The organism is Chryseobacterium cupriresistens (genome assembly GCF_046614675.1).
Lineage (GTDB): Bacteria > Bacteroidota > Bacteroidia > Flavobacteriales > Weeksellaceae > Chryseobacterium > Chryseobacterium cupriresistens.
In genome coordinates, this window is the sequence record NZ_JBKKJT010000002.1 from 437,339 (window position 1) to 458,053 (window position 20,715).

21 protein-coding genes and 1 tRNA gene are annotated in these 20,715 nt (G+C 36.9%); 6 read left to right on the forward strand and 16 right to left on the reverse strand.

Annotation, left to right across the window (positions count from 1 at the left end; translation table 11 throughout):
* Positions 1 to 23 precede the first annotated feature (23 nt).
* Complete coding sequence (locus ACLI50_RS07160; RefSeq protein ID WP_110008078.1) at positions 24 to 572, reverse strand: glycine zipper domain-containing protein; 549 nt, start codon at positions 570 to 572, stop codon at positions 24 to 26.
* A gap of 242 nt (positions 573 to 814) precedes the next feature.
* Between ACLI50_RS07160 and ACLI50_RS07165 the strand changes: the two genes are divergently transcribed.
* Positions 815 to 1,255: a hypothetical protein gene (locus ACLI50_RS07165; RefSeq protein WP_411413469.1), complete on the forward strand. Its 441-nt coding sequence runs from the start codon at positions 815 to 817 to the stop codon at positions 1,253 to 1,255.
* A gap of 653 nt (positions 1,256 to 1,908) precedes the next feature.
* Here ACLI50_RS07165 and ACLI50_RS07170 read toward each other — a convergent pair.
* The 9 genes from ACLI50_RS07170 to thrA form a co-directional block, all read right to left on the reverse strand.
* Positions 1,909 to 2,136 (reverse strand): glutathione synthase, encoded by a 228-nt coding sequence (locus ACLI50_RS07170; RefSeq protein WP_411413470.1) that lies wholly within the window; start codon positions 2,134 to 2,136, stop codon positions 1,909 to 1,911.
* A gap of 546 nt (positions 2,137 to 2,682) precedes the next feature.
* Positions 2,683 to 3,126, reverse strand: a complete 444-nt coding sequence (locus ACLI50_RS07175; protein WP_202841272.1) for a CPBP family intramembrane glutamic endopeptidase — start codon at positions 3,124 to 3,126, stop codon at positions 2,683 to 2,685.
* An 89-nt stretch (positions 3,127 to 3,215) separates the two neighbouring features.
* Positions 3,216 to 3,286 (reverse strand) — tRNA-Cys (locus ACLI50_RS07180).
* 58 nt (positions 3,287 to 3,344) lie between these two features.
* The gene (locus ACLI50_RS07185) at positions 3,345 to 3,854 is read right to left on the reverse strand and encodes an RDD family protein (RefSeq protein WP_411413471.1); all 510 of its coding nucleotides are present in this window, start codon (positions 3,852 to 3,854) and stop codon (positions 3,345 to 3,347) included.
* Between the two features lie 42 nt (positions 3,855 to 3,896).
* Complete coding sequence (locus tag ACLI50_RS07190) at positions 3,897 to 5,261, reverse strand: DUF4403 family protein (protein WP_411413472.1); 1,365 nt, start codon at positions 5,259 to 5,261, stop codon at positions 3,897 to 3,899.
* A 34-nt stretch (positions 5,262 to 5,295) separates the two neighbouring features.
* Positions 5,296 to 5,664, reverse strand: a complete 369-nt coding sequence (folB, locus tag ACLI50_RS07195; protein WP_110008073.1) for a dihydroneopterin aldolase — start codon at positions 5,662 to 5,664, stop codon at positions 5,296 to 5,298.
* 3 nt (positions 5,665 to 5,667) lie between these two features.
* Positions 5,668 to 6,972: a threonine synthase gene (gene thrC / locus ACLI50_RS07200; RefSeq protein WP_343641498.1), complete on the reverse strand. Its 1,305-nt coding sequence runs from the start codon at positions 6,970 to 6,972 to the stop codon at positions 5,668 to 5,670.
* 15 nt (positions 6,973 to 6,987) lie between these two features.
* Entirely contained in the window at positions 6,988 to 7,914 is a 927-nt protein-coding gene (locus ACLI50_RS07205; protein WP_411413473.1) for a homoserine kinase, read from the reverse strand.
* 10 nt (positions 7,915 to 7,924) lie between these two features.
* On the reverse strand, positions 7,925 to 10,372 hold the full coding sequence (thrA, locus tag ACLI50_RS07210) for a bifunctional aspartate kinase/homoserine dehydrogenase I (RefSeq protein ID WP_411413474.1): 2,448 nt from the start codon (positions 10,370 to 10,372) through the stop codon (positions 7,925 to 7,927).
* Between the two features lie 335 nt (positions 10,373 to 10,707).
* Between thrA and ACLI50_RS07215 the strand changes: the two genes are divergently transcribed.
* Genes ACLI50_RS07215 through ACLI50_RS07230 form a run of 4 tightly spaced genes read left to right on the forward strand, consistent with a single transcriptional unit; the run spans position 10,708 to position 11,590 of the window.
* The gene (locus tag ACLI50_RS07215) at positions 10,708 to 10,902 is read left to right on the forward strand and encodes a bacteriocin-like protein (RefSeq protein ID WP_110008068.1); all 195 of its coding nucleotides are present in this window, start codon (positions 10,708 to 10,710) and stop codon (positions 10,900 to 10,902) included.
* A 46-nt stretch (positions 10,903 to 10,948) separates the two neighbouring features.
* Positions 10,949 to 11,119 carry a bacteriocin-like protein gene (locus ACLI50_RS07220; protein WP_157885797.1) on the forward strand — a complete coding sequence of 57 codons (171 nt, stop codon included), beginning with the start codon at positions 10,949 to 10,951 and terminating at the stop codon, positions 11,117 to 11,119.
* 39 nt (positions 11,120 to 11,158) lie between these two features.
* Entirely contained in the window at positions 11,159 to 11,356 is a 198-nt protein-coding gene (locus tag ACLI50_RS07225; protein ID WP_202841259.1) for a bacteriocin-like protein, read from the forward strand.
* A gap of 24 nt (positions 11,357 to 11,380) precedes the next feature.
* Positions 11,381 to 11,590 carry a bacteriocin-like protein gene (locus ACLI50_RS07230; RefSeq protein ID WP_110008066.1) on the forward strand — a complete coding sequence of 70 codons (210 nt, stop codon included), beginning with the start codon at positions 11,381 to 11,383 and terminating at the stop codon, positions 11,588 to 11,590.
* Between the two features lie 56 nt (positions 11,591 to 11,646).
* Here the strand turns inward: ACLI50_RS07230 and ACLI50_RS07235 are convergent, their stop codons facing one another.
* The 4 genes from ACLI50_RS07235 to ACLI50_RS07250 all read right to left on the reverse strand — a co-directional run bounded on the left by ACLI50_RS07235 (position 11,647) and on the right by ACLI50_RS07250 (position 14,491).
* A complete protein-coding gene (locus tag ACLI50_RS07235) occupies positions 11,647 to 11,808 on the reverse strand; it encodes a bacteriocin-like protein (RefSeq protein WP_157885796.1) in 162 nt (53 codons plus the stop codon).
* 51 nt (positions 11,809 to 11,859) lie between these two features.
* Complete coding sequence (gene nadA / locus ACLI50_RS07240; protein ID WP_002976710.1) at positions 11,860 to 12,879, reverse strand: quinolinate synthase NadA; 1,020 nt, start codon at positions 12,877 to 12,879, stop codon at positions 11,860 to 11,862.
* Between the two features lie 104 nt (positions 12,880 to 12,983).
* Positions 12,984 to 13,547 carry a guanylate kinase gene (gmk, locus tag ACLI50_RS07245; RefSeq protein WP_411413475.1) on the reverse strand — a complete coding sequence of 188 codons (564 nt, stop codon included), beginning with the start codon at positions 13,545 to 13,547 and terminating at the stop codon, positions 12,984 to 12,986.
* Positions 13,548 to 13,633: 86 nt separating this feature from the next.
* Positions 13,634 to 14,491 carry a YicC family protein gene (locus ACLI50_RS07250; RefSeq protein WP_082798853.1) on the reverse strand — a complete coding sequence of 286 codons (858 nt, stop codon included), beginning with the start codon at positions 14,489 to 14,491 and terminating at the stop codon, positions 13,634 to 13,636.
* Positions 14,492 to 14,782: 291 nt separating this feature from the next.
* Between ACLI50_RS07250 and miaA the strand changes: the two genes are divergently transcribed.
* Positions 14,783 to 15,703, forward strand: coding sequence for a tRNA (adenosine(37)-N6)-dimethylallyltransferase MiaA (gene miaA, locus ACLI50_RS07255; RefSeq protein WP_411413476.1), 921 nt, complete (start codon positions 14,783 to 14,785; stop codon positions 15,701 to 15,703).
* A 232-nt stretch (positions 15,704 to 15,935) separates the two neighbouring features.
* Here miaA and ACLI50_RS07260 read toward each other — a convergent pair whose 3' ends face one another.
* Entirely contained in the window at positions 15,936 to 17,348 is a 1,413-nt protein-coding gene (locus ACLI50_RS07260) for an efflux transporter outer membrane subunit (protein ID WP_411413477.1), read from the reverse strand.
* A 169-nt stretch (positions 17,349 to 17,517) separates the two neighbouring features.
* Positions 17,518 to 20,700, reverse strand: a complete 3,183-nt coding sequence (locus ACLI50_RS07265; protein ID WP_123279189.1) for an efflux RND transporter permease subunit — start codon at positions 20,698 to 20,700, stop codon at positions 17,518 to 17,520.
* Between the last annotated feature and the right edge of the window lie 15 nt (positions 20,701 to 20,715).

Consider the following 20,715-nt stretch of genomic DNA (forward strand, 5'->3'; position numbering starts at 1 on the left):
GTATTTTATCATTAAAATATTTATTAACGTGGTTGTACTCGTCCGTCTTTTCTATCCTGTGATCTACCAATAGTATATCCTGTAGCACCTCCTACAACACCACCTATGACAGCACCAAGGCCTCTGTTTTTCTTAGCCACTATCGCTCCGACAGCTGCTCCACCTACGGTACCAATAACAGTTCCTTTGGCAGCCTTACTCCATCCTTTTTTCTGTGTGGTTCCCTGTGAAGTACCACTTCCGTTATCTGCATAGCTTCCGTTGCTGCCTGAACCAGAGTTTGAGCTTCTGTCTCTATATACTGTTCGTGTTTCTCTGATCACCTGTGGTTTTGAATTATTTTCAGCAGCAGCTCTTGATTTTTTGCTTTCTGATATACTGTCTGCTTTTTTCTGGGCTTCGTACACCATTTTTTCTTTTTCAATAGCCAGTTTTTGTTTTTCTATTTCAAGTTGTCTGGCCTGAAACTCAAGTTTCTGTGCTTCCAGCGACTTTTCTGCAACACGGTCATCTTTCTTGCAGGCCGTCATTAAAAAGACGGATAAAAAACCTGCTAATACTATCTTTCTCATAATTCAAATTTTAATACAATAAAGTCAATTGACTTTTAATTTTAGTTGTATTTTCAATTATAGAGCCAAATTTTAGTTAACGAGTGTTAAAATTAATAGTTAAAAGGAAAATGATTTTGAATAATGATGAATTTTATATTGTTAATGCAGGGTTTCAGGAATATTTGTAAATTTTATTTCATTAATAGTTTTTATTAAATTCATATAAGTTGAGTATTTTTGAATACCAAATTCGTTTTAATATGAAAAAATCAATCTTTACAGTATCAGCAGTGATTACATTGCTTACTGTTGCCACATCGTTTTCCTCCAGAGAAATAGCCCAGCCCTATAAAGGTAGTTCAGGAATAACCGGTGAAACGCCAAAAAATCAGACCTATAAGATCCGGTACGGTCTTCTCTCAAAAAACGGAACCAAAATTCTTTCTGGAAATTATGATGTAGGAAGTTTTCTTGCTGAGAATATAGCTACAGGAGAAGTGTATGATACCTATTACGGTGGCGGATTTCAATCTGTTCCACAATATTATGATGGCCTTCCTGCAGGAACCTATAATTTTTCTGCTACGCAGGGCCAGGGAGGCTGGGTAGGTTATGGAACTGTCGTTGCAACGGTTTCTGATGCCCATGTAGATGCTGATGGATATGTTACAGTGTATATTCCAATCATTTGGGAGGAATAGTCTTGTGAGCAAATAAATATTTAACTAAATTTACCCGTTCCACAGATGAAGATCTTTTAGTTTACTAAATAATTTCACCCTGTTTTGGTGTTTAATTGATCTTCAGATGCAGTTTGATTCTTATAGAAAGTATTCATTCTTCTGTTCCAGTATTGTATAGTGTTTTCTGCTTAGAAAATGTAACAATATAATGACCATTTTTGAATGATTCCACAATATTCTGTTTGGATTTTTCTAAATAGATTTTTTTCATCATTTGTGTTTTTTAGGCCTCCTTGCGGAGGCCGTTTCTTTTTATGCTTTATATGACTTAGCGAATATGATAATTGTGCAAAACATGATATTTTTATGATGCATTTTCATCTAAAGAAATGCTGTTCTCCCAGTTATAAGAAAACAGAGTATTACAGATTTTAATTATTATCTCTTTTTGAGAAATATTTGAAAGGCTCGGAAAAATCCCTACTTAAAAGAATTAAAAATTTTATGAGTATAATCATAAAATAAAAAAAAAGAGTGGTATATCTTTGACTAAGAATTAATAGATAAAATAATTTTTATCTCTGATATAAAATTTTTTTTCATCATTTGTGTTTTTTGAGGCCTCCATTTCTGGGGGCTTTTTCTATATGATGAACATGTCTGAATTGCCCTTATACATTAAATAGAATTCTACCGTCGAACGGACTGTCCCAAATGATTGATATTTTGTCATTTGATTTTCGTAACTGAGGCTGAATCATTTCATAGTTTCCATTTTCTGTCATTCTTTCCACGATAAGATCTGCCCCTTCACCTATTTCACTTATTGTATACTCCAACTGATATTCCCCATCTTTGATTTTTGTGAAATCTTCTTTATTAAAATTTTTTTGTGACATGACATTTAAATTTTACTGGGTTGGTTTATATAAAGAATAAAGTATGCCAATTTGTGACAAAAAATATTTTTATGGCCGATTAAGTTATTTTAATTTTTTTTATGTCATGAATGTAAATTTTATTTTATTAAAATGTAAATTACTTTTTTTTTAATACTTTTGCCAGACCGTTATATTTATCTGAAATTATTAGAAGTAATTATGAAGTGGTTTTTAAAGTATCAGTAAAATCGGTTTAAAATGCTGAATTGATTAAAATGGTGCTGCAGTAAGAAATTAACTTTTTTTCTCAAAATTGTTATTCTTGGCACGATTTTTCAATATAGAAATGTAACTCATGTTTAATTTGAGTTTTCATGGTTATTAGTTTTTATCCTCGGAATTTCCGGGGATTTTTTTTTGATCTGATATGACGCTGCTCATAAACTCAGGTTGATGTATCCCTTTATCTTTGAAAAAGATAATTTTTTATCCATCATTACTTTTTGCATTATTTACCAAGCTCTTCTTTGATCAGGAAGAGCTTGTTTTTTAAATAAAGAAAAGTTACATGATAAACAAAAACCCATAAAGATTGAACAACATGTGGAAGAGTACTGTTAGAATAAAACTGTAGTTAGGAATTTGCTTGTGGTAATAAATATAAAGGTTATTTAAAATCATGCCTCCAAAAAATGTCATCACAATATAGAGCCAGTTATAATAATGCATTGATGCAAAAATAATACTCATAATGATGATGCAAAATGCTTTATTATTGAGCTTTATCCATTTGCTTAAAATCAGGTAGGGGAGATACTGAAATATAAAAGTTTCAATAAAAGGTGCAACGAATAGCGCAATAAAGTTTAATTCATTTTTTGAGATATTTTGAGACTTATTGTAATTGACATCAAAATGTAAGTAGGTGTCATTAATATAATTAAAAAAATATCCGTTTAAAACTGCTAAGACAAAAGAAATCAGAAAGAAAGTGATCAACTTTTTCATAATAATATTGTTGAAAAAAAATGGAATATTTAAAAATCGTAAAAATATAAAAACAAAAAAACCTCTAAATAACTTAGAGGTTTTTTCTGAGGTACCTAGCGGATTCGAACCGCTGTAGATGGTGTTGCAGACCACTGCCTAGCCGCTCGGCCAAAGTACCATTTTTACCATTTTTGAGGTGTGCAAATATAGTAAAATTTCTTTATGAACAAAAGTTTTTAAGCAATTTCTTTCTTTCCAAGATCCTCAATTTCGCTTTTTGCTTGAATTTCAGCCTGATAATTTTTGATGTTTATTACTCTTGTTTCACTCCATTTATCATGCCAGCCATTTTCACCTAAGAAGGAAAATGTATCAAAAGGAACAATTCTCGAAATATTGCGAACCAAATAATCATTGAAAGTAGGTTCTGTTCCATCAATACAAATGACTTTTGTTCCGGTAATATACTTGCCGATCGATCTTCCTTTGGTAAAATATTCTATCAGAAAAGTGTACATAAAGTAGATAAGAGAGGTTATCAGTATATCAAGAAACCTATTGATTTCTGACATCTTATAAACAATCTTGAGCAGAAAGTCAATATTGGCTAGGTTATACAGTAAGGAAGCAGTAAAGCCCAAAGCAAGAAAAAAAACTGAGATGACAAGTCTGTCAATAAAAAAATTAGCAAATCTGGTCAGCTTTTCAGCTTTGTTTCGATCTACAACTAGTAAATATTTTCTCATGGTCGGTTATTAGTTTTTGGTTTAGTTTTTGAGTTTAAAATTTTAGAATCCGTTCACAATCAATTTTAACGAAGCATTTGTATCAATAACGGCGGTAATTCCTGTACTGCTAAGTAGAATTTTACTGGGCTTAAGATTGAAAACTCTTCCGTTCATTTTTAATCCTTTATAATACTCTTTATTAAAAGCTTCTTCAATACTTTTCCTTGAAGTTTCCTCCAGCTCCTGAGTGGGGATACCATATTCTTCCTCAATCATTTTTACAATTTTTCCCTGGAACAGAAGGGAAGCCGTTTTCTGCAGAATATTGGTCGTTTTCAGCTTGAATTTGGTTTGTGACAAAACAATTTTCCTTTTCGTTTCGTCATATACTGGAACCCCTGAAATAATGGAAGTCCCTTTTATATAACCATCAGTCTGCGCTTCAATAACGACTCTGTCATCAACACCGTACACTCTGATGTCGGTTACTTTTACTTTAGAATCACGCACATCAAACTCCTTATTCAGGAAAGTTTTTCTTGCCATACTACTTGCCTCAGTAAAAGGAATATTAGCAGTGGTCTGCAAAATAAATCGATCTGCAACTGCCGGTGTTGTATTAAAATTGGCAACGCTGGTCACCGGTGAAGAAGCTGCAGGTTTATTTCCTGTGAAAGTTTCCGAAAAGATATCAACACCAAGAGTAGCGTTGATCTGATTTCCATAGAACTTCAAAGGAGTGATATTAACTCCCACCGGACTTACTTTCAGCCAGGTATTATATTCCTCAGAAATATTGAAGGGCTGCAGAAAAGTATTCCAGGCCATTAAGGCATATTGCTGGAAATTCAACTGTGCAGCCATTTGCTGATCAATTGTTTTACAAAATTTTTCCTGTTGTTCTTTTAAGCTTTTTTCAACAAAGGAGGTAATAGGAATCTGTATTCTTCCATAATCCAGAACAGGTTTTGTAACCCATCTGAAACCGTTCGGACGGGTGTTCGTTGTGATGGTCCAGTTATTTTTAAAAGTAACGGTGGTATTGAAAGACATTACCGTTTCGAAGGTTGTATTCTGATAGGTATAAACTCCCAATGTACCAATTCCTTTTTCTGCCCATATTTTTAAAGGAACTTCAATCAGCAGGTTCTGACTGGTTCCACCTACAAGGCGGATAGGTCTTGTTTTCCAAACTTTTACCTTGAACTGGTCATTATTATTGTCTGTATAAGAATCATCCTGATAAACGAGATCTTTCACAGAAGCATTGATCATATTGCTAAGTTCCGAAAGAGGAATGGTCACAGGCATTGTAATACTGGATTTTATCTTCGGAAAGTTATAGGCTGCCAGCTGATTATCAACGGTGGTCTGGCCAAAAACGCTGATTCCTGCTGCTAAAAATAATATTGTAACGAATTTCAATTTGAATGTTTTTTTATCAACGAAAATATGAATTTTAATTTTCCGGCTTAAAGCTTTTTTCAAGCTCAATGCTGGCGCCTTTCATTTCTCCCTGCATTGGAGGAGCTGTTTTGGTGATTTTTAATTTAATATAATCAATCTGTGGAAAGCTGTTGTGAATTTTTGTAATCATTCTCCCGGCAACATGTTCCAGTAATCTGGATTTTATTTTCATCTCACCATGAAGAATATCATTGATGTCTGCATAGCTTATTGTGTCATGCAAATCATCAGATTCTGCAGCTTTCCACAGATCGGTATGAAGTTCTACGTTCAGAATATAATAGGTACCGATGATATTTTCTTCGGGAAGTACACCGTGGTAGGCATATATTCTTACATCTTCAAGATATATTTTGCTCATTGCTTAGATTTTATGAAGCAAAAATCGTCTTAATTCTTCAAAATCTGAATTTATTTCTACAGTTTTTTTATCCTTTTCCATAAGTTCTTTCAAAGGTTCAGGAATTTCAATCTGCGTATGAATGGCTTTTTCCACCGCATCAGGGAATTTTACAGGATGTGCAGTCCCCAGAATAAATCCTTTCTGTTCAGGATTTTCTTGCAGATATTGTTCCATTGCGGCCAATGCAACAGCGCTGTGAGGCTCCAGAACATATCCGTATTTCTCATAAACTTCCGAGATAGTATTCATCGTTTGCTCATCATCAATGGAATAAGCTGAAATTTTATTTTTTACCAATTCAAACTGATTCCCAAAAAGCTCCAGAATTCGTACAAAATTACTTGGGTTTCCCACATCCATAGCATTGGATAGAGTGGTAATGGCTTTTTGTGGCTGGTAATTCTGAGTTTTAAAATAATCAGGAACTACCTGGTTGGCATTACAGGCGGCAATAAAATGGCTGACAGGCAAACCTCTGACATGAGCCAGAAGCCCGGCACAGATATTTCCGAAATTTCCGCTGGGTACACAGATTACAGGTTGTTCCTTATGCTCCTGTATCCATTGTTTTAAAGCGATTAAATAATAAATCTGCTGAGGAAGCCATCTTGCAACGTTGATAGAATTGGCAGAGGTCAAAAATAACTGACTATTGATTTCTTCATCTGAAAAAGCCTGTTTAACAAGATTCTGACAATCATCAAAACTTCCGTTGACTTCCAGCGCTGAAATATTTTCGCCTAATGCGGTCAATTGTTTTTCCTGAACCGGACTGACTCTGTTTTTAGGATACAGAATGACTACATTAATTTGCGGTACTTTATAAAATCCATGGGCTACAGCGCCTCCCGTATCTCCAGAAGTTGCCACCAGAACAGTGACTTTTTTATTCCGGTCTTTCAAAAAGTAGGAAAGGCAGCGGCTCATGAATCTGGCTCCGATATCTTTAAAAGCCAGGGTGGGACCATGAAATAATTCCAATATAGAGATTTGTTCATTGATCTTAACCAAAGGGATATCAAAACTGACTGTTTCAGTAACAATTTCCTTTAAGATTTCAGAAGGAATTTCATCACCCACAAAATCTTTCATACACTGGTACGCAATTTCTTCATTGGAATACTGATGAAGATTTTGAATAAATTCCTGATCAAATTGCGGAATGTTTTCCGGAAAAAATAATCCTTTTTCTTTTCCCTGACCTTTTATTGTTGCTTCTCTGAAATCAATTTTTTCCAGATGGTCTTTTAAATTATAATATTTCATTTCTGTTTTTTAAGGTTAATTTTCTTCAACAATCTTAATTCCTGCCGGATTTATTTTTGAGACGTATACAAAACTTTTTATATCAATTTCATCATAGACTGATTTCATCATCTGAGCAATTTTTTCTGCCGTTTCTTTTTGTTCTGACAGCATGAAAATGGAAGGTCCTGATCCGGAAATTCCTCCTCCCAAAGATCCTATCTGTAAGCTTTTTTCTTTGATTTCGTCAAACTTCGGAATCAGAATACTGCGGACAGGTTCTATAATGACGTCGTTAAGACTTCTTCCAATTAACGGGAAATCATTTTTCTCAATTCCAGCTACCAGCCCTGCGATATTTCCCCATTGCTCCACAGCGCTTTTCAAACTGATGTTTTTCTTTAAAATCTGTCTGGCATCCGAAGTTTTAACTTCTACCTGCGGATGTACTGCTGTTACAAACAAATCCGGGCTGTTTAGCGGAATAATATCAATCGGATCAGTAGATTTTACCAGTGTAATCCCACCATAGATGCATGGCGCGATATTGTCTGCATGGCGTACTCCCGAAGCCAGTTCTTCTCCAAACATGGCAAAATGAACCATTTCTTCTTTTGACAATTTGTTTCCTAATAATATATTGGCTCCGAAGGCGGCTCCGGCGGCACTTGCCGCACTGGAGCCGAGCCCGCTTCCAGGCTTTATATGTTTATGAATAATCACTTCAAAACCATTTTTCAGATTAAAATGTTCCTGAATTTTCAACAAGACGATGCCTGCAACATTTTTGGACGGTTCTTCAGGCAGCCCGAAAGAGTCTGTATGTTGTATAATAATATCAGGAGTTTCCAATAATCTGAATTCCATTTCATCATAAGGATCATGAACTGCCATTCCTAAAATATCGAATCCGCAAACCAGGTTGGCAGCAGTGGCAGGTACTTTTAATTTTACTTTTTTCATATTTGTATTTTTAAATAGAACGGATAATATCTGCAAAAACTCCACTCGCTGTTACATCCGCTCCGGCACCGGCTCCTTTTACCACCAAAGGCTGTTCGGAATATCTCAGCGTTTTAAAAATGACAATATTGTCTTTGCCATACAGATGAAACAGATCGCTGTCCGGAGCAATATGCTGTAAACCTACTCTGGCTTTTCCGTCTTCAAATTCTGCTACGTATTTTAATATTTTGCCTTCGTCTTTAGCATTGTTTAATAAGTTTTTAAAATGGTCTTCATATACTGTGAGTTTCTCATAAAAGTTTTCAACGCTTCCTTCCATGCATTCTTCAGGCAGAAAACCTATATTTTCAATGTCTTCAAACTGAAGCAGATATCCTGCCTCTCTGGCCAGAATTAAAATTTTTCTTGCTACATCTGTTCCCGAAAGATCAAGCCTTGGATCCGGCTCTGTGTATCCTTCCTTCTGAGCCTGGGCTACCACTTCGGAAAAAGTTCTGTTTCCGTCATACTCATTAAATACAAAATTCAATGTTCCACTCAGTACAGCTTTAATGGATTGAATCTGGTCTCCGCTTTTAATGAGGTCGTTGATAGTTCCTATTACCGGAAGCCCTGCCCCTACATTGGTTTCAAAATAAAAACTGCAGTTGTGGTTTCTGGCGGTATTTTTTAAGGTTTTATACTTTTTAAAATCAGAAGAAGCTGCAATTTTATTACAGGCAACAATATCCACACTTCTTTTTAATAAGCTTTCATACACTTCAGGAACCTCAGGACTTGCAGTTACATCAACGAAAACAGAATTTCTAAGGTTTCTGTGGATAATTTCATCAGCAAATTCCCTGGCAGAGGCTTTTTCACCCTGCTGATTCCAGTTAAAATAATTTTCCTGTGATATTCCCTGATCTGAAAACATCATATGCCGGCTGTTGGAGATTCCTGCAATTCTCAGGTTGATCAGAAAGTTTTCTTTTAGATAATCATTTTGGTCATAAATCTGCTGGATCAGTTTTGAACCTACATTTCCTGTTCCACAGATGTAAAGATGAATTTGTTTTATTTCAGATTCGAAAAAATCTTCGTGAAGTACATTTACCGCTTTTTTACTGTCTTTTTCTGAAATCACAATACTGATATTTCTTTCCGAAGACCCTTGTGCTATGGCTCTAATATTAACTCCGTTATTTCCCAGACATCCGAACATTTTTGCACTTACACCGCTTCTGCTTTTCATACTTTCTCCAACCAGAGCTACAATAGAAAGTCCGGTCTCAATTTTCACCGCGTACACTCTTTTCAGATTAATATCATCCGCAAAAGAAGAGTTGATTGCATGCTCGGCACGTAAAGCTTCTTTTTCTTCAATCGCAATAGTGATGGAATGCTCTGAAGAACCTTGTGTTATAAGGATTACATTGATCTTTTCATGGCTTAAACACTGAAATAATTTAGCTGAAATTCCGGGTATTCCTACCATTCCGCTGCCTTCCAGTGTAAGCAGGGCAATACTGTTCATATTGGAGATTCCTACTGCAATCTGTTTTTCATCTTCTGAAGATTGTAGTTGATGAGAAATCAGAGTTCCCTCTGCATCGGGATCAAAAGTATTTTTGATAAGCAGGTTTATATTTTTTACCATGACAGGCTGAATGGAAGGCGGGTAGAGCACTTTGGCCCCAAAATGTGACAGTTCCATCGCTTCATGATAAGATATTTCTGAAATAGGTTTAGCATTGGAGACCAGGCGGGGGTCAGCAGTCATCATCCCACTTACATCGGTCCAGATCTGGAGTTCTTCTGCATCAATAGCCGCTGCAATAATAGATGCGGTGTAATCTGATCCGCCTCTCCCTAATGTGGTGGCGTTATTTTTCTCGTCCTTCGCTATAAAACCTGGTCCTACGATAATGTGGTTCTGATTTTCATTCAGAAAACGGGCAATATTATGATCGGTGGATTTAAAATCTACTTTTGCATGGGTAAAATTACTGTCTGTTCTGATCAGTTCTGCAGAGTTCATCCAGACGCAGTCTAATCCTTCATGTTGTAATCTTGCAGCTATAATTTTTGAGGAAAGGAATTCTCCGTAAGAAGCAATTTTATCTTTAATTCTATCTGTCAATTCCCCAAGAACAGCAATTCCGTTGCAGAGATCTTCGATATCGTTGAAATGTTTTTTTACAAAACTCAGCCATGAGCTTTGTTCTGTGATTGGGAAAAGTTCTTTCACCAGACTGATATGTTTTTCTTCAAGGTTCTGAACGGCCTGACTGTAATTTTCATCCTTTACAGAAGCCTGTTCTGCTGCTTTGATCAGTTGATCTGTAACTCCGTGAAGAGCTGATACAATAACAACAACTTTACTTTTTAAAGATTCTCTTTTTACGATTTTTTCCATCAGTAAGATATTCTGAGAATGGGCGACTGATGTTCCGCCGAATTTTAAAACTTTCATCAATTATTTTTTTGAAGTTGGATAAAAAGAAGTGGTTACTCTTTGAAAAAAAGAGTACGGGTACCGGGAATAATATGTGAAAATCTACCCCGTTATGGGGTAATTGTTGTAGTGCCAAATGTAGAAACAGAAGATACGCCTGAAATAAGTGACTTCAGAGCAGAAATATCAGATATGTTTCTTAAAAAATTCATTGTAACGGAACAAATGTACAAATTATTTTGAAACAGACAAGTTTTTAACATAATAAAATATATTTCCTTTTTATGAGATATATTTTGGTGTAATTGATTAAAAATGTTACATTTATGATATTAACTAATAACGAAATAACTATGAAAAATTTAAAGAAATTAAACCGTTTGAATCTGAAGTCAATCAGTGGAGGAAATGTGAATAACTGTTTTGAGAATTGTCCTGCCGGCCCATACGGACCAGGCGAGCCAAGGTCATGTGCCGATTATCATGCTTTACCGGAATGCTGTAAAGGAAGAGTTCTGGTAAGCTTTGAATGCTTCGGACCTTACTGATTCAAATGATCAATTTATTGTTACAGAATACCAAAATTATTACCATATGAAAACAATTAAAAAATTATCAAGAGAAGACAAGAAGAACATCAAAGGTGGTTTCACTGATATTCAGATTGAAGCCTGTGGAGGCGAGCAGTTTGTTTGTTTCCGCGGAGGCGGGAATTGGGGATGCTGGCTGAAGCCGGGAGGAACCTGCTATGCACCAATGCTTTAGTATTGAATAGACTAAACTCAATTTAAAAATTAAAATACTATGAAAAATTCAAAAAAATTAAACAGAGAAAGCTTAAGATCTATTATCGGAGGTACAGGAGACAGCTGTGCAGTTGACCTCGATTGCGGACCAAAAGGGTGTGCAGTATGCACAGATCTTAAAGGGCGTAAAGTTTGTCTTTATCTTTTCCCTTATGATCCGTCAATTCCGGGAAGTTGTCTTATTTCAGAATCTTAAAACGTATTAAAAATTAAAACAACTATGAAAAATTTAAAGAAATTAAACAGAAAAGAACTTGAAAAATTAAATGGGGCAGCTGGTCCGTCCAGATGTGCAGGGTGTCCTCAGAATGCTACGTTCGGAGATGGTCCAGAATATCAGTATCCATGTTCTGCTTATCAGGGACTGCCTGATTATTGTAAGATGTGTGTTCTGGTAAGTATGGAATGCGTAGACGGAGGTGTTTCTTAGCACAAGACCTGTTTCAGAACAATAAAAAAGCACTGTTTTTACAGTGCTTTATTTTTTTAACAGTTATCCGGAATATACATTCCTCTGGGTACGCAGATCAATTCTCCATTGCATCCTGCTCCGCAGGTTTCATGTATTTCGCAGTTTAAGTTACATATGTTACTTCCTCCGTTTACATTTTTAAGACTTCTTCTGTCTAATTTTTTTAGATTTTTCATATTTATTATTAGTTTAAGTTTTAAATATAATAAATATTCGTGATAAAAAAATTATTTTATGCTTTTGGAAAGATCAAGCATCGCTTCAATAGGCTTTAATGCTTTTAATCTTAATTCTTCGTCGATAAGAATTTCCGGAAGTTCATATTTCATACATAGATACAATTTTTCCATTGTATTACGCTTCATATAAAAACATTCTGAACAGTTACAGCTTTCGTCGAAAACCAATGCAGGAATCAGTTCTTTGTGAGGTGCACGTTTTTTCATTTCGTGAAGAATTCCTTCTTCTGTAGCGATGATGAATTTCTGGCAGTCATCTTTTTCTACATAATTTAAAAGAGCAGAAGTAGAGCCGATGAAATGAGCTAACTTCAATACCGCTTCTTCGCTTTCAGGGTGTGCAATCAGTTTTGCATCCGGGTTGTCTGCCAATTGCTGGGCAATTCTTTCCATTGAAAATGCTTCGTGTACCACACAGCTTCCATCCCAAAGGATCATATCGCGGCCTGTTTTCTTAGAAAGGTATCTTCCCAGGTTTTTGTCGGGTGCAAAAATGATCGGTCTGTCTTTCGGAAGTGCTTCAATCACTGTTTCAGCATTTGAACTTGTAACGATAATATCACTTTCAGCTTTAGTTTCTGCATTACAGTTGATGTAAGTGGCAATTAAAGCATTCGGGTGCTGCTCTCGCATTTTTCTCAATCCTTCTCCGGAACAACCGTCTGCCAGAGAGCATCCGGCCATGGTATCAGGAAGAACTACTTTTTTAGTTGGGTTCAGAATTTTTGCGGCTTCTGCCATAAAATGTACTCCACAGAATACAATCATGTCAGCATTGGTATCTTTAGCCTGTCTTGCCAGCTGTAAGGAATCTCCAAGGAAATCAGCAATATCCTGGATTTCTCCCGGTTGGTAATAATGGGCAAGAATAACAGCATTTTTTTCCTCTTTAAGTTTCAGAATAGCTTTTACAAGCTCTTCACCCTGAGGAATAGCAATATCTTTTATATCCAGAAATCCTCTGACAGGAATTGCAGATTTAGCTTTTTCTAATGTTTCGGTACTCATATCCACCTCAATTTTTTATGATCAGAAACTAGAGGTTAGAAATTAGAAGTTAGATTTTGAGTGTAGTATTTTACTCCCATCCTCCTTCTTCCATCTTCCAGCCATTAATTACTGATAAAACTTTTTATTAAACTTTCTATTTCTTTTTTAGCTGCATCAAGATCTTCATTAATCACGATCTTGTCAAACCCGCTGGCGTAGGTCATTTCTTCTTCTGCCTTTGCGACACGGGTTTTTATGGTTTCTGCATCATCTGTGTTTCTTGAGATCAATCTTCGTTCCAATTCTTCAATGGAAGGCGGTTCTATAAAAATAGACAGCGCTTTATCACCGAAATATTTTTTTAACGAAATTCCTCCTTTTACATCTACATCAAAAATAACTACTTTTCCCTGATTCCAGATTTTCTCCACTTCAGATTTTAAAGTACCGTAATATTTGTCAGTATAAACTTCTTCATATTCTACAAAAGCATCTTCAGAAATTTTCTGTCTGAACTCATCCGGTGTCAGAAAATGATAATCTACCGCATGAACTTCGCTTCCTCTCGGTTGTCTCGTTGTACATGAGATTGAAAATTCCAGCTCAGGAAATGTTTCCAGTGAATGCTTTACCAATGTAGTTTTTCCGCTCCCTGATGGTGCTGAAAATATAATTACTTTATCCATTTTTTTGGGTTTCGGGTTACGGGTTTCGAGTTTGGTGTTCCATTATTAGAAATAACAACCACACAACTCGCACCTCGTATCTGTCATTACAATACGTTTAACGTTTGTTCTTTTATTTTTTCAAGGTCATCTTTCATCATCACCACCAGTTTCTGGATTTCTGCGTGATTGGCTTTAGAACCCAGTGTATTGATTTCTCTTCCGATTTCCTGAGAAATAAATCCCAGTTTTTTTCCGTTGAAAGACTCATTGTCCATTACTTCCTTATAATATTTCAGGTGCTGGGCAAGTCTTACCTTTTCTTCAGAAATATCAAGTTTTTCAGTGAAATAGGCCATTTCCTGGTAGAAACGGGTTTCATCAACGTTTTCGAATTCTTTCAAAGATTTCTGATAACGTTCTTTCACGCTTACAATTCTTTCTTCTTCAAAAGGAATCACCTCGCTAAGATATTTGTCGATATTCTGAATATTTCTGTTGAGTTCTTCGTGTAAGATACCACCCTCAGTTCTTCTGAATTCTTCGAATCTGTCTACGGCATTATTGACAATCTTAGCCAGAGCTTCCCATTCACCTTCCGTTAATTCGTCAGGTCTTGAAGTGATGGCATCAGGAAGTCTTACTGCCATTTTAAGGTATTCGAAATTGGGACCGTCAGAAGCTATGTTTTTAAGTTCGTTAATATAAGAGTCAATTAAGTTTTTATTGATTTTTACATCGTTGGACTCTTCAAGATTCTCAATATTAACGTAGCAGTCTACTTTTCCACGGATAATTCTATCGTTAAGAATTTTTCTGATTTCAAATTCTTTTTCTTTATAACGTAAAGGAATTTTAATATTTAAATCAAAGCTCTTGCTGTTCAGAGATTTAATATCAATAGTAATTTTTTTTCCTTCAAAAACATCTTCGGCTCTACCGAATCCGGTCATTGATAAAATCATAGTTTTTTATTGTTCTACAAAGATAAACAATTAAGTGTATAATGTGATACAATGAAATTCCAACGTATACAATCTGATCATTCAATTTTAAATAACCATTAAAATTTTAATGAAGATGTTAAGAATATTAAGATGAGCTTCGCTTTTAGAATAGTGCTTAAAAGAAATCTATTTGATTTTTTCTTAATTAAACTTAACAACTTAAATATTCTTAATGATTCAAAACAATCCGTAGCTTTTTTGTGTTTAAAAATAAAAATTCAAATGAGCTCGTTTTCGTAAATTAGCGCTGTGAAAAAGAAAAATTTAATTTCTGTAGTAGGACCCACCGGAATAGGAAAGACAAGATTGGCAATTGATTTGGCGAAACATTTCAATACGGAGATTATTTCCTGTGATTCCCGCCAGTTTTTTAAAGAAATGAAAATAGGGACTGCCGCCCCTTCGGAAGAAGAACTGGGGCAGGCACCTCATCATTTTATCGGAAATCTTTCAGTGGAAGAGTATTATTCTATCGGACAGTATGAAGAAGATGCTCTTCAGAAACTCAATGAACTTTTTACTGCTCATGACACGGTAATTCTTGTTGGAGGAAGCATGATGTATGAAAAAGCGGTGATAGAAGGTCTGCATGATCTTCCGGAAGCCAATGCTGAAAACCAGGAAAAGCTTCAAAATATGATGGAGCAGGAGGGAATAGAAAAACTTCAGGGGATTTTAAAAGAACTGGATCCTGAATATTTCAGTGTGGTGGATATTCACAATCACCGCAGGCTGTTGAGAGCTATTGATATTATCTGGCAGACGGATAAAAAATATTCTGAACATATTTCGGTTTCTCAAAATGGAAGAGATTTTAATGTCATCAGAATCGGGATAGAAGCTCCAAGGGAAGAATTATATGACAGAATTAACCGCAGAGTGGATATTATGATGGAAAACGGACTGCTGGATGAGGTGAAAAGTCTTGAGAAATTCAAAGGGTTGACAGCTTTGAATACTGTAGGTTACGCTGAACTGTTCAAGTATTTTGATGGAGAATGGGATCTTGATTTTGCGGTTTCGGAAATTAAAAAGAACAGCCGCAGATATGCAAAACGCCAATTGACATGGTACAGAAAGGCGGACGATATTCATTATTTACAGTTGGGATATTCTCAGAAAGACTTTGAGGCTCTGTTAAAATGGATTGCTGAGCAATTTCAGGAATAAATTAAGCACTGAGTTTGTCATTCTGACGAAGGAAGAATCTCATCGATTGTTTTTAAAGATTCTTCATTCCACTTTGTTCCATTCAGAATGACAAACCGGACGCTTCATTTATCCATACACTGTGTCATTCCTTAGGAATCCAAGTTTAAATTCATATTGTAGATAAACAGAAACAATACAAAAAAATGCGGCTCTGAAAAGAACCGCACTTCAACAAATATAATTTAATTTACTACTTCCAACCGCCGCCTAAAGCTCTGTATAAATCTACAATGCTGCTTAATCTCTGTCTTTTAATGGAAGCCAGATTCAACTCTGCTTGTAGGGAATTTCCCTGTGCTGTAATTACTTCCAGGTAATTGGCTGAACCTCCTTTGTAAAGAAGTTGTGCACTTTTAATTCCATCTTTTAATGTAGTTGCCTGTTCTGTCGCTTTTTGTTCCTGAACTTTTAAGTTTTCATTGGAAACCAAAGCATCAGAAATTTCTCCCACAGCATTTAATACCGATTGACGGAATGCAAGAACATTTTTTTCTCTTTGAATTTTTGCTACTTCCAGATCTGTTTTCAATTGTCTTTTCTGGAAAATAGGCTGGGTAATTCCCCCTAAAACCGATCCGAATAACGAAGCCGGAATCTGGAACCAGTTATCAAATTTGAATGAATTTACTCCACCATTCGCAGTAATTTTCAATGCAGGATACATATTTGCCTGAGCAATTCCTACCATCGCATTGGATTCTAATAAAACCAGTTCCTGCTGACGAACGTCTGGTCTTCTGCTTACCATAGCTGCCGGAAGTCCTGCCGTAATGTTTTGAGGCAGTGAAGTATCAGACATTTCAATGGTTCTGTCGACTTTATTGGGAAGTTCTCCAACCAGAATACTCAGTGCATTTTCCTGGATGGCAATATTCTGTTCCAGCTGGGCAATCAGAAGTTCTGTTGCCTGTTTCTGTGCTGCGGCCTGTTGTACTCCCAGAGAAGTATTATCGCCACTTTCCCACATTTTTTGGGTCATTAACAGGGTATTGCTGGTCAGTTCCAGGTTGGATTTTGCGATCGCCAGTTGTCTGTCAAGCATCAGCAGATTATAATATCCCTGTGCAATGGCTGCCACGACCTGAGTCTGAACTGCTTTTGAACCTTCATACGTCTGAAGGTACTGCATTCTTGAAACTTCCTGCTGGTTTTTGATTTTTCCCCAGATATCTGCTTCCCATGAAAGGTTGAAGGCCGCGTTATAGTCTTCAACATGGCTTGAACCTAAAAATAAATTTAAGCTTTGCCCGTTCATGCTGTTTTTGGAAGGTTTTGAAATCTGTCCGCTTACTCCGAACCCAACATCCGGATACTGCATATATTTTGCCTGTTTTAGTTTTTCCTGTGAAGCAGCCACCTGCTTTAAGGCAATCTGAAGATCATAATTATTTTTAATTCCTTTTTCAATCAGTCCCTGTAAAATAGGATCACTGAAAAACTCTTTCCACTCCAGGTTGGCTATACTGGCTGTGTCTGCAGTGGCCGTGTACTGGAACTTTTCCGGAAGTGGAAGCTCAGGCTCCGTGTAGGCCAGTTTAGACACACACGAAACAGAGCCGATGGCCAGCACAAATGTTAGAATAATATTTTTTACTCGTTTCATAGTTTTTAAACTTTTAATTGAAGACAAAACTTAGAGAGGTTTCTGTTGATGCAAAAATTTCTTTAGTAGGAGAAAATAGTTAGTTTTTTAAACCATTAAGAACAGGCAGGTAAATAGGTAAACCTATGATCTTAAAATTTTCTCTAAGTTTTTGTCATTCATTTTTTTATTAGTGACTAGCAGCTAAAAGTTCTTCCTCCATTTGTTTTTTCAGAAGTCTTTTCTTTTTTCTGCTTGGCATTTTTTCATGCAGGTACTGGAACACTACATACATTACCGGAATGATAAAGATCCCGAAGATTACCCCTGTAAGCATTCCTCCTACGGTACTGTAACCGATAGAGTGGTTTCCTTTTGAAGAAGCACCTTGCGTCCATACCAATGGAAGCATTCCCACGATGAAGGCAAAAGAGGTCATTAAGATCGGTCTTAAACGTAATCTCGATGCCTGAAGGGCAGATTCAATCAATGTTTTACCTGCCTTTCTTCTCTGTACGGCAAATTCCACAATCAGGATGGCATTCTTCGCTAATAGTCCTACAAGCATGATCAATCCTACCTGAACGTAAATATTGTTATCAATTCCAGCTAGTCCTGTGAAGGCAAATACTCCGAAAATCCCTGTTGGAATGGTAAGAATAATCGCAAACGGAAGGATATAACTTTCATACTGAGCTGCCAGTAAGAAGTAAACGAATAGAATACTTAAGAAGAAAATAAAGGCAGTTTGTCCGCTTGTTTTAATTTCTTCACGGGTAATCCCTGTCCACTCATATCCGTATCCTCTCGGAAGTGACTGCTGGGCAACTTCTTCTACCGCTTTGATGGCATCTCCGGTACTGTATCCAGGTTTCGGGGTTCCGTTAATCGTAACAGCATTGAAAAGGTTGTTTCTTGTTACCGTTTCAGGACCGAAAGATCTTTTTAACGTTACCAGAGTTTTGGCAGGAACCATTTCTCCTGATTTATTTTTAACATAGATTCCTTCTAATGAATTAACATCCGTACGGTAAGGAATATCGGCCTGAGCCATTACTCTGTAATACTTCCCGAATCTGTTGAAATCCGATACAAAGCTACTTCCGAAATAAATCTGCATGGTCTGCATCAGTTCTGTTACAGAAACGCCCAGCTGGTTAGCTTTATCAGTATCCACATCAATAGTATACTGAGGGTTTCCTGCCGCATATGTTGTAAAGGCGAAAGCAATTTCAGGTCTTTTCATAAGCTCTCCGATAAACTGCTGTGTGGTTGTTCCCAACTGTTCAAAAGAACCATTCGTTTTGTCCTGAAGCATGAATTCAAATCCGGAAACGTTACCGAAACCTTGTACAGTAGGGAAGTTGAAGAAGAATGCGTTGGCATCTTTCACCTGGCTTACCTTACCTGTCAACGTTGCTGCAATCTGATCGGGATCTTTCATTTCACCACGCTTGTCATAATCTTTAAGCTTGATGAAACCTGCAGAATAGGGAGATGCGTTGGCATTACTGATGAAGTTCATCCCGTCCGCTACCCAAAGGTGGTTGGTTGCTTTTTCACCATTGATGATTTGATCAATTTGAGCCGTAGCTCTGTGGGTTCTTTCCAGTGAACTTCCCGGAGGAGTATTCACTGCATATAATACGAATCCCTGGTCTTCCGTAGGAATGAATCCTGACGGCGCTTTCTTGATTAAAAATACACTTGCTGCTGTGATGATAACAAGACCTCCTATCGCAACCCATTTGTTTTTAATTAAAAACTTAAGGCTGTAAATATATTTTCTGGTCATGCTGTTGAAGCTCGCATTGAAAGCATTGAAGAACCTTGCTCCAAAACCTTTTTTATGACCGTGCTCCCCATGTTCTCCCTGAGGATCATTTAAGAACATCGCACATAATGCAGGGCTCAATGTTAATGCATTAACCGCTGAAATTAAAATCGCAATCGCCAATGTGAAAGCAAACTGTCTGTAGAAAACTCCTGCAGGTCCCTGCATGAAACCAACCGGAATAAACACGGCACACATTACCAGTGTAATGGAAATAATGGCTCCTGAAATTTCACTCATCGAGTGCATGGTAGCATGCTCTACAGGCATTCCCGTCTGTTCCATTTTAGAATGGACGGCTTCTACCACCACAATGGCATCATCCACTACAATACCAATGGCGAGTACCAATGCAAATAAGGTAAGCATGTTAATACTGAAACCAAATAACTGCAGGAAGAAGAAGGTTCCGATAATTGCAACCGGCACGGCAATAGCAGGAATTAAGGTAGATCTGAAATCCTGAAGGAAAATAAATACTACAATAAATACCAAGATGAAAGCGATAACAAGTGTTTCCACAACCTGATGAATAGAAGCATCCAGGAAGTCTTTAGAGTTGTACATGATGATTGGCTTCACTCCTTTTGGAAGAGTGGTTTCCATTACTTTCACCTGCTTTTCAATTTCCGTAAGGATTTCGTTGGCATTGGATCCGGCTGTCTGCAGGATAGCAAATCCGGCAACCGGTTTTCCGTCTACCCTGTTGGTGGCAGTATACGTATAAGAACCGAATTCTACTCTTGCAACATCTTTTAATCTTAAGAAAGATCCATCACTGTTTGCTTTGATGGCGATGTTTTCATAGTCTTCACCCTTATTCAGTTTTCCTTTATATTTAAGGATATACTCGTAGGTTTCCTTACTTCCCTGTCCAAGACGGCCCGGAGCAGCTTCAAGGTTGTGGTCTTTAATGGCTCCCAAAACTTCCTGAGGCGAAAGATTATTGGCTGCCAGACGATCCGGTTTCAGCCAGATTCTCATGGAATAATCCCTTGTCCCGAATACCTGAGCCTGTGCTACCCCCGGAATACGCTGTATCTGTGGAATAACATTGATCTTCAGATAGTTTTGAAGGAATAATTCATCATATTGTTTTGCATCTTCACTGGTCAGTCCCATGAACATAATCATACTGTTCTGAACCTTCTGGGTTGAGATCCCGGCCTGTACCACTTCCTGAGGCAGCTGGCTCATCGCTTTCGATACACGGTTCTGTACGTTTACTGCTGCATTGTCTGCATCGGCACCCTGTTTGAAGAAAACACTCAGGGTCATGGTACCGTCGTTACTGGAGTTTGAGGTCATATAAGTCATGTTCTCAACTCCGTTTACCGCTTCCTCAATAGGAGTAGCTACCGAACGGGCTACGACCTCAGCATTGGCTCCAGGATAGAATGCCGTTACCTGAACGCTTGGTGGAGCGATGTCCGGGAAAAGGGCAATCGGTAAATTAAAGAGAGACAAAGCTCCCAATAATAAGAGTATTATGGAGATGACCGTTGAAAGGACCGGTCTTTCTATAAATTGTTTTAACATAAGAAGTTTATTTTT

Excerpts from the sequence above, each read along its gene's own strand:
- thrA (WP_411413474.1), bottom strand. The coding sequence starts at position 10,372 with ATGAAAGTTTTAAAATTCGGCGGAACATCAGTCGCCCATTCTCAGAAT.
- ACLI50_RS07250 (WP_082798853.1), bottom strand. The coding sequence starts at position 14,491 with ATGATTTTATCAATGACCGGATTCGGTAGAGCCGAAGATGTTTTTGAA.
- ACLI50_RS07205 (WP_411413473.1), bottom strand. The coding sequence starts at position 7,914 with ATGAAAAAAGTAAAATTAAAAGTACCTGCCACTGCTGCCAACCTGGTT.
- ACLI50_RS07165 (WP_411413469.1), top strand. The coding sequence starts at position 815 with ATGAAAAAATCAATCTTTACAGTATCAGCAGTGATTACATTGCTTACT.
- ACLI50_RS07185 (WP_411413471.1), bottom strand. The coding sequence starts at position 3,854 with ATGAGAAAATATTTACTAGTTGTAGATCGAAACAAAGCTGAAAAGCTG.
- thrC (WP_343641498.1), bottom strand. The coding sequence starts at position 6,972 with ATGAAATATTATAATTTAAAAGACCATCTGGAAAAAATTGATTTCAGA.
- ACLI50_RS07260 (WP_411413477.1), bottom strand. The coding sequence starts at position 17,348 with ATGAAACGAGTAAAAAATATTATTCTAACATTTGTGCTGGCCATCGGC.
- ACLI50_RS07225 (WP_202841259.1), top strand. The coding sequence starts at position 11,159 with ATGAAAAATTCAAAAAAATTAAACAGAGAAAGCTTAAGATCTATTATC.
- ACLI50_RS07160 (WP_110008078.1), bottom strand. The coding sequence starts at position 572 with ATGAGAAAGATAGTATTAGCAGGTTTTTTATCCGTCTTTTTAATGACG.
- ACLI50_RS07215 (WP_110008068.1), top strand. The coding sequence starts at position 10,708 with ATGAAAAATTTAAAGAAATTAAACCGTTTGAATCTGAAGTCAATCAGT.
- ACLI50_RS07170 (WP_411413470.1), bottom strand. The coding sequence starts at position 2,136 with ATGTCACAAAAAAATTTTAATAAAGAAGATTTCACAAAAATCAAAGAT.
- ACLI50_RS07265 (WP_123279189.1), bottom strand. The coding sequence starts at position 20,700 with ATGTTAAAACAATTTATAGAAAGACCGGTCCTTTCAACGGTCATCTCC.
- ACLI50_RS07230 (WP_110008066.1), top strand. The coding sequence starts at position 11,381 with ATGAAAAATTTAAAGAAATTAAACAGAAAAGAACTTGAAAAATTAAAT.
- ACLI50_RS07175 (WP_202841272.1), bottom strand. The coding sequence starts at position 3,126 with ATGAAAAAGTTGATCACTTTCTTTCTGATTTCTTTTGTCTTAGCAGTT.
- ACLI50_RS07220 (WP_157885797.1), top strand. The coding sequence starts at position 10,949 with ATGAAAACAATTAAAAAATTATCAAGAGAAGACAAGAAGAACATCAAA.
- nadA (WP_002976710.1), bottom strand. The coding sequence starts at position 12,879 with ATGAGTACCGAAACATTAGAAAAAGCTAAATCTGCAATTCCTGTCAGA.
- gmk (WP_411413475.1), bottom strand. The coding sequence starts at position 13,547 with ATGGATAAAGTAATTATATTTTCAGCACCATCAGGGAGCGGAAAAACT.
- ACLI50_RS07235 (WP_157885796.1), bottom strand. The coding sequence starts at position 11,808 with ATGAAAAATCTAAAAAAATTAGACAGAAGAAGTCTTAAAAATGTAAAC.
- folB (WP_110008073.1), bottom strand. The coding sequence starts at position 5,664 with ATGAGCAAAATATATCTTGAAGATGTAAGAATATATGCCTACCACGGT.